The organism is Romboutsia sp. (genome assembly GCF_051659545.1).
In the GTDB taxonomy this organism is placed as follows: domain Bacteria; phylum Bacillota; class Clostridia; order Peptostreptococcales; family Peptostreptococcaceae; genus JBOFOR01.
In genome coordinates this window covers 19,376-32,541 of the sequence record NZ_JBOFOR010000336.1, presented here as the reverse complement: position 1 = coordinate 32,541, position 13,166 = coordinate 19,376, and the positions used below count along the sequence as shown (strand labels likewise).

The 13,166-nt window shown below is 27.1% G+C and carries 11 protein-coding genes and 1 other annotated feature; of the genes, 4 read left to right on the top strand and 7 right to left on the bottom strand.

The window, feature by feature from the left end:
* The first annotated feature begins 228 nt into the window (after window positions 1-228).
* Together ACRC03_RS19880 and ACRC03_RS19875 are read left to right on the top strand one after the other, a co-directional pair.
* Window positions 229-1,041 (top strand): carbon-nitrogen hydrolase family protein, encoded by an 813-nt coding sequence (locus ACRC03_RS19880; RefSeq protein ID WP_438654353.1) that lies wholly within the window; start codon window positions 229-231, stop codon window positions 1,039-1,041.
* A gap of 267 nt (window positions 1,042-1,308) precedes the next feature.
* On the top strand, window positions 1,309-2,100 hold the full coding sequence (locus ACRC03_RS19875; protein WP_438654352.1) for a CAP domain-containing protein: 792 nt from the start codon (window positions 1,309-1,311) through the stop codon (window positions 2,098-2,100).
* A gap of 51 nt (window positions 2,101-2,151) precedes the next feature.
* Here the strand turns inward: ACRC03_RS19875 and ACRC03_RS19870 are convergent, their stop codons facing one another.
* Window positions 2,152-2,625: a hypothetical protein gene (locus ACRC03_RS19870; protein WP_438654351.1), complete on the bottom strand. Its 474-nt coding sequence runs from the start codon at window positions 2,623-2,625 to the stop codon at window positions 2,152-2,154.
* 272 nt (window positions 2,626-2,897) lie between these two features.
* On the opposite strand from ACRC03_RS19870, the gene ACRC03_RS19865 reads away from it, so the two are divergent.
* Window positions 2,898-3,887, top strand: a complete 990-nt coding sequence (locus ACRC03_RS19865) for a hypothetical protein (RefSeq protein WP_438654350.1) — start codon at window positions 2,898-2,900, stop codon at window positions 3,885-3,887.
* 173 nt (window positions 3,888-4,060) lie between these two features.
* Here ACRC03_RS19865 and ACRC03_RS19860 read toward each other — a convergent pair whose 3' ends face one another.
* Both ACRC03_RS19860 and ACRC03_RS19855 read right to left on the bottom strand, forming a co-directional pair.
* Window positions 4,061-4,573, bottom strand: a complete 513-nt coding sequence (locus ACRC03_RS19860; RefSeq protein WP_438654349.1) for a hypothetical protein — start codon at window positions 4,571-4,573, stop codon at window positions 4,061-4,063.
* Window positions 4,574-4,745: 172 nt separating this feature from the next.
* The gene (locus tag ACRC03_RS19855) at window positions 4,746-5,006 is read right to left on the bottom strand and encodes an HPr family phosphocarrier protein (protein WP_438654348.1); all 261 of its coding nucleotides are present in this window, start codon (window positions 5,004-5,006) and stop codon (window positions 4,746-4,748) included.
* A gap of 218 nt (window positions 5,007-5,224) precedes the next feature.
* On the opposite strand from ACRC03_RS19855, the gene ACRC03_RS19850 reads away from it, so the two are divergent.
* Window positions 5,225-6,586 (top strand): MATE family efflux transporter, encoded by a 1,362-nt coding sequence (locus ACRC03_RS19850; RefSeq protein ID WP_438654347.1) that lies wholly within the window; start codon window positions 5,225-5,227, stop codon window positions 6,584-6,586.
* A gap of 83 nt (window positions 6,587-6,669) precedes the next feature.
* Here the strand turns inward: ACRC03_RS19850 and argH are convergent, their stop codons facing one another.
* The 4 genes from argH to ACRC03_RS19830 all read right to left on the bottom strand — a co-directional run bounded on the left by argH (window position 6,670) and on the right by ACRC03_RS19830 (window position 12,962).
* Window positions 6,670-7,986 (bottom strand): argininosuccinate lyase, encoded by a 1,317-nt coding sequence (gene argH, locus ACRC03_RS19845; protein WP_438654346.1) that lies wholly within the window; start codon window positions 7,984-7,986, stop codon window positions 6,670-6,672.
* A 206-nt stretch (window positions 7,987-8,192) separates the two neighbouring features.
* Window positions 8,193-8,401, bottom strand: a binding site (T-box leader).
* An 87-nt stretch (window positions 8,402-8,488) separates the two neighbouring features.
* On the bottom strand, window positions 8,489-9,853 hold the full coding sequence (locus ACRC03_RS19840; protein WP_438654345.1) for an ATP-binding cassette domain-containing protein: 1,365 nt from the start codon (window positions 9,851-9,853) through the stop codon (window positions 8,489-8,491).
* A gap of 55 nt (window positions 9,854-9,908) precedes the next feature.
* Window positions 9,909-10,697: a hypothetical protein gene (locus ACRC03_RS19835; protein WP_438654344.1), complete on the bottom strand. Its 789-nt coding sequence runs from the start codon at window positions 10,695-10,697 to the stop codon at window positions 9,909-9,911.
* A gap of 90 nt (window positions 10,698-10,787) precedes the next feature.
* On the bottom strand, window positions 10,788-12,962 hold the full coding sequence (locus ACRC03_RS19830; RefSeq protein ID WP_438654343.1) for a hypothetical protein: 2,175 nt from the start codon (window positions 12,960-12,962) through the stop codon (window positions 10,788-10,790).
* Between the last annotated feature and the right edge of the window lie 204 nt (window positions 12,963-13,166).

Here is a 13,166-nt window from a genome sequence, read left to right as displayed (position 1 = left end):
TAGTATCGCTGTAGTAAAAACATCAATAAATAAATTTATCGACGAAATAAATAAAGTTCCTACAAATACAATAGATAGACTATGTGTAAGAATGTAGAAACTCTATTAGAATATATATAATTTTATTTTTTTTCATATAATTTAATATATTTTTTGAACTTCAAAGGATTTATTTTATATTTAAAGAATTTTATAATTACCACATTAAATATTGGAGTGATAAAATGTATGAAAACCTTAGAGGTTGCAATTATTCAAATGAATGTAAGAGATAATAAAGAAGAAAATCTTCAAACTGCTTATAAGTTTATAAAAAAAGCTTGCAAATATAAAATAGATTTAGCAGTGCTTCCTGAAATGTTTTTATGCCCTTATGAAAACAGTAGTTTTCCTAAATATGCAGAAAATGAAGATGGTGTATCTTATGAATTTCTTTCTAATATAGCTAAAGAATTTGGTATTTACTTGGTTGCCGGTTCTATTCCTGAAAAAGATAAAGATAATAATATATACAACACCTCATATATTTTCGATAGACAAGGAAATGAAATTGGAAAACATAGAAAAATCCATCTTTTTGACATACAAATCGAAGGTGGACAGTGCTTTAGGGAATCTGATACACTTTCTCCTGGTGCTGATGTAACTGTATTTAATACTGAATTTGGTAAAATAGGGGTTAATATTTGTTATGATTTTAGATTCCCTGAACTATCTCGTCTAATGGTGGACAAGGGTGCAAAAGTAATAATTACTCCTGCTGCCTTTAATATGACTACTGGACCTGCCCATTGGGAAGTTTTATTTAGATCTAGAGCAATAGATAACCAAGTTTACACTATCGGCTGCGCTCCTAGTCGAAGTACTAACTCCACTTACGTTTCTTATGGGAATTCTATTATTGTTTCTCCTTTTGGCATAATAATTGATAGAATGGATGAAAATGAAGGTTTTATGGTTTCTACTATTGATTTCTCTTATGTAGATAAAATTAGGAACGAACTTCCTTTACTTAAACACAGAAAAAGTAATTTATATTAATTTTGCAAAAAGCCTTAAATTTAGTTTTTAATAAATTTAAGGCTTTTTTACTTTATAATTTAATTATTTATACATTCCATTTATTTCTTATTTTTTTCAAACCTATGTTTTCATCACATTTATAAATAGTAATATTCTATTTACATTTTTTCACATCTAAAAAATTATTATATCTATGTTATCATATTTTCACAGGGGGATACCCCTACAGTAAAGGTTACAAAAAAGTAACATTTACTAAATATTCTTAAATGAAGAGGTGTTTTTATGAATAAAAAAATTAAAACTTTATTATCTTTAGGACTAGTAAGTGTAATTACAGCTTCTAGTATGTTACCAGTAAATGCTTTATCTAAAACTACGTATAAAAAATTCACTACTACTAGTTGCTCATATATTGTTATAAATGGAGTTAAATGTCAGCTACCGTTAAGTCCACTTTGCCCAAATAAACCTGATACTAATCCAGAGAAACCCGAGGACAATAACTCTGATTCTACGTCTAAACCTGATACTAACCCAGAGAAACCTGAGGACAATAACTCTGGCTCTACTTCTAAACCTGATACTGACCCAGAAAAGCCTGAGGACAATAACTCTGGCTCTACTTCTAAACCAGATACTGACCCAGAGAAACCTGAGGACAATAACTCAGACTCTACAACTGGTAACTTCTCAGATTACCAAAAACAAGTTCTTGACTTAGTAAATGTTGAAAGAGCTAAGGTTGGATTAAACGCTCTTGTACTTGATTCTTCAGTTTCAGATGTAGCTACACTAAAGTCTAAGGATATGATAGATAATAACTATTTCTCTCATACTTCTCCAACTTACGGTTCTCCATTTGATATGCTGAAAAAGTTTGGTATATCTTACAAAAGTGCTGGAGAAAATATAGCTTATGGTCAAAATTCTCCAAAAGAAGTTGTTACTGCTTGGATGAATTCTCAAGGTCATAGAGAAAATATATTAAATGCTAACTTTACTAACCTTGGAGTTGGAATAGCTAAAAATTCTAAAGGAACTATCTACTGGACACAAATGTTTATAGGTAAATAATATTAAAAGAGAAAGTATACTTAACGTGTACTTTCTCTTTTTTATTTATAGCTAATATTCTATTTGAATAATAATATTTATAATGCTTATAATCTTAGTTGCTAGGTCTATATCTTCATTACTTATCCATAGTAGATATTGTTTTAATTTTTCCCACTTTTCTTCTTTGCTAGTTTCTTCATTATAAATAACTTCAATTTCATTTACAATTTTTTGAGCTTCATCTTTTTTACTCTCAGATATTTTAATGTTACTATTTAAATAATGTCTAACACTACTAAACATTAATTCTGTAATATTCTCATTTCTATAATGTAATAATCTATCTCTTAAATTTTCTAAATCTTTTTTTGAATAATTCCAAACTCTACCTCTATCAATATCTATACCTATACCTTCTATTGATACTTTATATTTATCTACTAATTCTTCTACTGCTATAACTATTTCTATGTAATTATTTTCTTTTAGTGCAACATCGCATCTTTTTATATCTTTATCTAATACTTGTAAAAATTCTTTCAATTTTCTCCCTTCTTTCTAAGCCTTCTATGCTTCATTGTTTTAATTATATATTCTATTAATTATGTATTTCTATATAATTTCCTTCTAATACTTATCTTATTTATTTTCAAACAACAATTATAATTCAAACTAATTTTTATTGCAATAATCTACATTTATTTTATATATTTTCTTGTTTAATAAGACTTTGATTATTCTGTGTAAGTATTAAATAATAATTCTTCATTAAATGGATAATAATACTATTATAATTATTTGTTGGAGGTTATAAAATGAAGGAAATGAGTGAATACCAATATATAGATAATATAATAAATATATTTAAAGAAAAATTAGAAAAAGACTATAAATGTGGGCAAACAAAAAGGGATGCCCATCCTAAATCATTAGGTTTATTAAAGGCAAAGTTTATTGTAAATTCTAATTTACCTAAAGCTTTAAGAGTCGGAATCTTTAAAGATTCTAAAACTTATCCAGCGATTATTAGAATCTCTAATTCTAATCCTAAAGTTCAAGGAGATAATAAAAAAGATATAAGAGGATTTGCAATAAAACTGCTTGATGCCCCAGGTAAAAAACTTATCGACGATGAAAAAAATACTCAGGATTTTTTACTTGTTAGTACAAAAACTCTACCTTTAGGTACCGTTAAGTTATTTCATGATGCTGTTTACTATAATTTCAAAGTAAATCCTTTAGTATTTTTATGTAAAATGATCTCTAGTGGCAACTTAAATAAACTAAAAGATATTGCCTTATCTCGAAAACATGACACAAGTCCTTTAGATATTAGTTATTATAGTACTACTCCTTATATGTTTGGTCAAGAAATTGTTAAGTATTGTATTATACCAACTTCAAAATACAAAAGTAAATTACCAAGTAAATTGAGTTATTCTTACCTTAGTGATAATATGCAACAACATCTTAGAGAATCAGAAGCTACTTTTGATTTTATGATTCAAATCAAAAAACACAATATGCCTGTTGAGGATGCTTCAGTTAAATGGTGTGATAAGAAATCTCCTTATATTAAAGTTGGAGAAATTGTTATAGACAAGCAAGAGTTTATCAATAAAAAAAGAGCTATATTAGCAGAAAACTTGTCTTTTTCTCCTGCTCATTGTCTAGTTGACCACAAACCTATTGGTGGTATTAATAGAGCTAGAATTAAAATTTATAAGGAAATGTCTACTTTTAGACACAAAAGAAATAATATACATTTAGTGGAACCAACTATAGAGGATTATAACTCTTTATAGTATTATATTTTAGCTAATGAAAAGTTAACATAAAGAAATAATTATTTTTAAATATATAATTTTGTGATTATTTCTTTATGTTTTATTTATCTAATTAGGTGAGTTTTTAGATTTTAAATTATATTGCTATTATTATATACTCTTTATTTTAGGAAAATATAAATTATTTTATATTACTTAAGTTTTGCCATTCCTACAAAAGAAAAATCTTGTTCCATTCCTTCAATATCAATTAAAATAGTATACTCTTCTTGAGAATAAACTATTCTCTTTGTATCTTTATCATAAAAAGAATGAATAGAGCTAATTGGAGTTGCATCATAATTAATTCTAGCATGTTCAAACAATTCTAATCCCTTTACTATCTGTACAGTTATTTCTTTTTCACCATTAGTATAAACTACTTTTCCCCATGGTTTAATTCTACCTTCATCTACCATAGATTGAGTACCTTTTGCCATATAAGCTAATTTAAAATCTTTAGGAGGCGCTATTTCAAATTTAGCTCCTAATTGATTGTAAATTTCTTTTATATCATTTACATCAGTCCAAGGATTAACTTCTTTTGTACTGCCAATTGGCTCTTTAAGGTTGTAAACCTGTGCTATATTTTCACTTTTATTGATAAATCCTCCAATAACAATTAAAACTAAAAATAAAAATGTATAAATTATTACTTTTTTCATAGGTAAATAATCCTCCTTTTGTCGTTTCTATTTTGTATTATTTACAATTATCAACACTACTATTAATTTTTCAAAAAAATAAGATAGCCTTCATATACTTAAGCAACTTAAGTTAGAAGTCTATCTATATTTTTTTTATTATGCTACAACTATATACGATCATAATCATTTCCTATTTTTTAAAATCCAATATATATTGGACTATTTCTTCTAGAGCTTTTTCTTCATCTACGCCATTGGCTTCTATTTCTATTCTGTCACCCTTGCCTATTCCCAAACAGCAAATCCCTAATACACTTTTTGCGTTCATTTTTGATTTCCCTTTACTTATTAAAATTTCACACTTATACGATGATGCCTTTTTTATTAGACCAGTTGCTAATCTATCGTGTACACCAGTCTCATTTATTATAGTTATTTCTTGGCTTACCATTTTTTAGCCTCCTCTATTGAATTACATATATTATAACAATATATGAAAACGTTTTTGCAGTCAATTAAAACTATTATAAAATTTATTTTTTATTAATATTTATATGTATTTTTATTTTAATTATATTAGTCTGATTACTTTTATCTTAAAACTTGTATACAATGCTAAACAATGCTATGCTATAATGAACAATAAATTTAACATAAAAGGAGGTTTTTATGACCAAAGATATGACTACTGGTAGTCCAGTAAAGTTAATTTTATGCTTTTCTATACCCTTATTAATAGGAAACATCTTTCAACAATTCTACAGTATGGTCGATACTATAATAGTAGGCAGATTCCTAGGAGTCAATGTACTTGCGGCAGTAGGTTCAACTGGTTCTCTATCATTTCTAGTAATTGGATTTGTTCAAGGCTTAAGTGCTGGCTTTTCTGTTTTAGTATCTCAGAGATTTGGTGCTAATGATGAGTATGGTGTAAAAAAAGCTACCTCTAGTGCAATTATACTTTCTGTAATTATGGCTATTATAATTACTGCAGTAAGCTTAATATTAGTTGATCCCTTACTTAATTTAATGAATACTCCACAGGACATTATAACTGATGCATCTTCATATATATCAGTTATTTTTATTGGTGTTTTTGCAACATTTTTCTATAATATAATATCTAGTATTTTACGTGCTTTAGGTGATAGTAAAACACCTTTATATTTTTTAATAGTTTCTTCTATTTTAAATATAATATTAGACTTAGTATTCATCGTTAATTTTTCTATGGGCGTTGCTGGTGCAGCTTATGCAACAGTAATTTCACAAGGCATTGCAGGATTATTATGCCTAATTTATACTTCAAGAAAGTTTACTATATTAAAACTTAAAAGAGAACATTTTAAGCTTGATAGTGAATATATTAAGCAACACTTAAAAATAGGTCTACCTATGGCTATTCAATTTTCTATAATAGCAATTGGTACAATAATAATTCAAACAGCAGTTAATGCATTTGGTTCAACAGTGGTTGCAGCTAATACTGCTGCTTCAAAGGTAGAGCAACTTGTAATGCAACCTCCTATTAGTTTTGGTATTACTATGGCTACCTATTGTGCTCAAAACTTAGGTGCTGGAAATATTGATCGTATAAAAGAAGGAGTAAAAAAATGCGCTATTATTAATATAATCTTAGGTATTTTTGCTGGATTTATACTAATATTCTTCGGAAGTGGCTTTACTAATCTATTTGTATCAGATTCTAATCCAGAGGTTATAGCATTTGCACAGCAGTATCTTTCTACAGTTGGAATATTCTTTATACCTCTTAGTTTAATCTTTATATATAGAAATGCACTACAAGGTATGGGCTATACTTTAGTACCTATGCTTAGTGGAATTTATGAACTTTTAGCTAGAAGTATTGCTGCATTTACTTTGCCTAGTATGATTGGCTATTTAGGTGTTTGTTTTGCAGGACCTATTGCTTGGATTGCAGCTGCAGTTCCACTAGTATTCAGTTATTATAATAAAATAAATAAATTATCAAATCCTTGTGATGAATATTATGCTAAAACTTCAAATTAATCAAAAATGTGAGCTCTATTTTATTTTAAAGAGCTCACTTTTTTTGAATAAAGCTCTAAGCTATTTGCAATATGCTTAAAGCTTTATTTTAATAATACCTTAGTTCCCTTATTTAGTATATTTTCGTAGTCTATAAAATCATAAATATCCTCTTCAAATACATCTGCAAATTGTCCTAATTCTTCTAAAGTTAAATCTTCAATAGCCTTCTTATTGTCTTCACAATAAATTACTATAGAACCAACTATACTATGAGCATTTCTAAATGGTATACCCGCCTTTACTAAATAGTCTGCAACTTCTGTAGCATTTAAAAATCCACCTTTAACTGATTGCTTCATTCTTTCTTCATTTATCTTTAAAGTCCCTATCATCTTTTCCATTATTTGTACACACATTTCAATTTGTTTTACACTATCAAAAAATCCTTCTTTATCTTCCTGCATGTCCTTATTGTAAGCTAAAGGTAATCCCTTCATAACTGTAAATAAACCTATTAGATTTCCATAAACTCGTCCTGTTTTCCCTCTAATTAATTCTGCTCCATCAGGATTTTTCTTTTGTGGCATTATGCTACTTCCTGTAGTATATAAATCATCGATTTCTACAAATCCAAACTCTTGAGTACTCCATAGTATTAATTCTTCACTTAGTCTACTTAAATGCATCATTATTATTGAAAAATCACTCATAAGCTCTAATAAATAATCTCTATCACTTACTCCATCCATGTAGTTTTCTACATTTCTTTTAAAACCTAATTTTTCTTTAGTAATCTCTCTATCTATACAATGAGTAGTTCCTGCTAATGCACCACATCCTAGAGGGTTTTCATCTAAAATTTCTAATGCATTTACAAGTCTTTTTTCATCTCTTGTAAACATACTATAGTAAGCCATTAAATGATGCTTAAAAGTAACTACTTGTGCTCTTTGAAGATGTGTATACCCAGGCATTATTACCGAATTATTATTTGCAACTTCTTTTATGGTGTTTCTAAAACTAGATATCATTGATATTAACTCTTGAGTTTTTTCTTTTGCATATAATCTCATATCAGTAGCCACTTGGTCATTTCTGCTACGAGCTGTATGTAGTTTTTTTCCTACTTCTCCGATTCTCTCTATAAGATTTATTTCAACAAAACTATGTATATCTTCGTAGTTACCTTCTAAAATTAATTTACCATTTTCTATATCATCTTTAATTTCTACTAAGCCTTTTGTAATTAAATTAGCTTCTTCCTCTGTTAATAGGTCACATATTTTTTGCATATAAACATGTGCTATACTACCTTCTATATCTTTTTCATATAATACCTTATCAAAATCAAAAGATTTATTAAACTCTTCCATAAGTTTATTTTCTTTTTTTCTAAAACGTCCACCCCATAATTTCATAAAATACACCTCTTTCAATTTATATTATAATTATTCTATTGCCAATTTCTCTTGTTTTTATAATTTTTTTTTATTTATTAACTCAAAAAAGCCTCTTAGCAATATGCTAAGAGGCGAATTTACCGCGGTACCACTCTTATTAGTAAATTTCTATGCTCAATTAAAGCACAACTTTGTGTATTAAAAAACGCCTCTTGGAATAAAATCCAAGAGACGAATACAATCCGCGTTACCACTCTAATTGGTAAGAAAACTTACCCACTCAATCTCTTAAGGCGAGAACACCTACTGCCATACTTATTTTCCTGCAGTATTCTCCAAAGCTCTTTTCGCATAAATTACATTGCCTAGCTTCCACCATCCTAAGCTCTCTATAAAATCTAACTTTAGCTACTCTCTTTTTCACAGAATTTAATTTCTTATTGTTTTTAATAATATTAATACAATTTCCATATTGTGTCAATATTTTATTTGAAAAATATGTTTATTGCAATATATTATATTAATATGCCATTTTTAAGCTTTGTGATTTTAATAATGATTTATTATCAAAGAAATTCTCTACATCTTCAGGTATACTTATTTTGTTATTTATCATTCTACAACATTTATGAGAATATTCATAAATAAATTCCTTATCATTACAAAGCAATATAATACTAGTCCCATTTTTTGATATTTGTAATAAGATATTACCTAATTTCTCTTTTAAAATAGGATCTAATCCTTTTGTTGGTTCATTTAATATAACTACTTTTGGTTTTTTTAGTAATTGTATAATAGTTGCTAGTAATTGTTTTTCTCCCCTACTTACTTCTATTAGCTGTCTTTCTAAAATTCTTTCTAAGTCATATTCTTTTTTAATATTCTCATATAACTCTTCATCAAATTCTTCTTTTAACTTCTTCTTTAGATGTTTAAACTCTTCTATTACAGTATTATAAGAAAAAAAATAATCTGCATCTTCAGGTATATAATCAACATTCTTCCATAAATTATTTTTTATTTTTCTACACTTTTTACCATCAATTTTTACACTTCTAATAAATGGACAACACATACTATCTATTAATTTTAGAAATGGATTTTTGCTAGAATTATTTATTCCAACTATTGAGATTATTTCGCTATAATATGTTTTAAAGTTAATTTTATTAAGCTTTAAAATATTTTTTTTGTAAGCAACATTTAATTTATTAACTTCAAATACAGGTACTTCGTCTACTATGCGTATTGGCTTATTGAAACTCTTTTTAGTAGTTCTATCTTCAAAGCTAACATTGTTGTATAAGCTATCTACTTGTTTTAAAAATAGAATTATTGAAACAATATTTTCTTTGTATACTTTTTCAATAAATCTTTCTGGGCTGTCTTGTAACAGTATTTCTCCATCTTTTAAAAATACTATTTTATCAGCCAAATAAAATATATCATCATATTTGTAGTCGGTTATTATAGTTGTCATCTTACTTTCTTTTTTTAGTTTTAGAACTACATTTATTATCTTGTCATAGTTATTAGAATCCATTATACATGTGGGTTCCTCTAACATAAGTATTTTAGGACTACTTAAAAATAGATTTATAGCATTTACTGACTTATCACTTGCATTTTGATTTAAATATTCAATTCCCTTAAAGCTGTGCTCATCAATACTTTTATTATCTATCTTTATATTACCTTCTAAGTTACCGAGCGGTCTTATTTCTTCTTTTAATAATGATATTAATGTAGACTTCCCACTCCCTGAGGGACCTATTATTAATACCAGTTCGCCTTTTTTAATTTTTAAATTAATATTATTTAAAACTTTATTTTCATTATATATATAAGAAAAATTAACTTTGTTTAATTCTATAAATGCCATAAAGTTTTGCCCCCTTTTTTTCTTTAAAACCATAGCATATGAATTTTAAATAGATTTATTTTTTGCTATTTAAAATATCTAAAAACTCATTTTCACTAATAATTTGTAGATTAAATCCTTGAGAAATCAATTTCTCTGCAGATAGCATCTTACTACTTTTACCTCTAGTATTAAACTTTCTTAGCCCTTGATCTCCTATTACCAAAATATTAGTATTTTTAGATACTGAATTACTAGGTATTGCCCCTATACTAGCTACTCTTTTAAAAGCTTCTGCTCTTCTCATAGCAGAAAGTCCTCCTGTAAATACTATATTTTTTCTATATAGTTTGTTTTGTTTTTTGTTCATTCCAAAAGGACTATAACTATTTTTTAATAATTTACCTTTTTCTATATGATGATTGTTCAATAATTCATCTATATTTTTATAAGATGAATTTAATAGTATTTTTTTATATTCATTTATACATTCTACGGCTTTTTCCATTGGAGTTTTAGATTCAATTTCTTCTTCTTCTTCTCCATATAAAATTTGACTTAACTTCCAGGTACATAAATATTCTAAAGTTGGATATTCTACCTCAAACTTATCACAAAAATATCTAATTACACTAATATCAAAAGCGGAATTTGGTGATATTACTAAAGTATTTTCATCCATTAGGATATTTATTTCTTTTAATATATTTAAAAATGAATCTCTATTATTTTCATATAAATCCATTCTTATTTCTTTTTTTACTTTGATATTGTCATCTTCATATAATGCAATTCCTATACAAGATAAACTATCTCTACTTGATGTTAAAGTCTCAAAATGTATAGACAATAATCTACTTTTCAATTTAAAATACATCCTCCTTATTAAGGTAATTCTACCATTATAACTTGTAACAAAACCCTATGTCAAAGTAGACATAGGGTTTTGTCTTAATTAATTATTTTTATTGAAGATATTATCATTTACAGCTATTATAATCAATGGTATTAATATATATATCGCTGCCGTTGCAGCTGAAACTATCCCCGAATCATTTACTAACAGTGTAACTCCACATCCAATAAGATTTGCTATGAATCCTTTATATAGTATGGAATGGTTCGTTGCTAATTTATTTAATTTTATATTTGGTATTAGTGCTAATGCACCTATAATTGCAGTTCCTAATATTAATATGTTTGCCCATATACTAGTTCTTGCTAGTTTAAGGTTCATAGATATCTTTCTTGAGAAAGTTTCAATTATTGTCACTGGTCCATTTTCTAATATCTGTCGTATAAATAACGACAAGTGAGACTCACTTCCTGACACAATATCTATAGCTACAAAAGCTGCTATAACTGCTACTACTCCAATTCCTATTATAACTACTTTTTTCAAGTCGATTTTTATATCGTATATCAAGAAAATTAGTGTTAAAAAAGCTACAAATTCTGATATTGCTGCTCCAACATTTGCTCCCATAGTAGGAGATGCGGTTGCTATAAGTGCTATTAAAGATAATACTACTATCATCCATTTAGGCAACTTATTGTAAGTTAATAAGCTTGTAAAAGTAAATAAAGCACAACCTATAACTATACCTTGATACTCATTACCCATACCATAGTATCTAGCACCTACTATTGCATCATAACTCATTACACCATTTTTCATAAGTGGCGTTCCTATTAAACAATCTATAACTATTATTGCTAAAGTTATAGCAGTATAAAATGACATTTGCTTTGTATCATTTTTCTTAAATAATAAAGTTCCTGACAGATACACTATTATAGTTGAAAGAATTATTCCAAAAATAACTCCACTTGCAGTTGTAAATTTAAATATAGGAGCTATTAAAAATGCCAATGGCATTACCATTCCTAGTTTTACTAATTCCTTTAGAATTACAAATACTTTTTCTTTGTTATTTTTAGGTATTTTTTCCTTGAATATTAATAAAACCATAGTTATCACCCAAGAAGCTAGCACAATAATTACGAAAGAGTTTATAATATTGGTTCTTACGTTAGCTATAGTGACTATTTTTTCATATTCATTTTCTAAAAAATCTATATTATCTTCTTTATTCAAATAAGTAAATCTCTTACCAACAGTTTGGTCATTTTCTAATTTATAGTTATTAAGTATATCTACTCCAATATCTACATTACTTATTATTCCATCTCTTCTAGTTGAAGCTGATTGTAATAATCCCTTACCCCCTCCATCAAATTTTATAACTGGAGAAAGTCTTTTTTTGTTTTGATAATCCAGTTTACTTGGGAAAGTACTTATAATGTAAATGTTGTCATTAGCCTCTGCTAAATTAAATACTTCTTCTAAATATGTATTTATATTTTTATAAATTTCTTTTTTCATATTACTTTCTGATTTGTCATTTAGATACTCTTTGTATAAATCAAATCTATCAGTATCTCCTAGTTCTATAAACATTACATCTGCTTCATTGTAATATTTTTTTGTTTCTTGTAATAATTTTTTGTAGTCTGTCCTAATTCCAAACGGCATCTTCGAATCATTTACATTTATATCATCAACATTACCTAATTCTATTCTGCCGAAGTTGTCCATAGCCATTAGTCCAATATTTCTATTTAATTCCCCTTTATCAGTTCCAATATCAGCATTACCTATTGCTGCTACTTTATATTTATTATCTGATAAAGTTTGCCCAATAGAACCTAAAGTTGATCCATACTGACCTTTTTCCATATTATAATTATTTATTTTATTAATACTTAAATTATTTATAGATTTAGGATTTTGATTTGTTGCACTTTTATATTGTTTTGCATTTTCATTATTTGCAGATCTAAAGTCAAAATTATCATCTGAACTTACGTTAGCTCTTCTTCCTGAGCCTATAGTTGCATAATTTCGTCTGTCATCACTGCCTCCGTCACCTCTTATATTCATAAGTCCTATGTACCCACGTTTTTGTAACTCTTTTTTTAACGCCGGAATATTATTTATATCTTCTAAGCTTATCTTATTCATATTTACCACTATAGTTTTATCTTTTTCGCTTGCATAAATAGATACTGATGATAAACATAATATTGTTATGATTAATAAAATTAATGGAATAATTTTCTTATTCATATTTGCACACCTACCTTATCTTTGTGTTTATGTATTGGATTTCTAACCCATATTTCAAAATTATATACTGCCATCGTTCAATCTTACCATATATGATTTTATCTTTAAAGGTTATATTTATTTTTTATATTTATCTTTAGCTTACACTTTTAAGTTTTCCTAATCTTTAATATGTATGTAAAAAAAAGCGCCTAGATTTTAGCT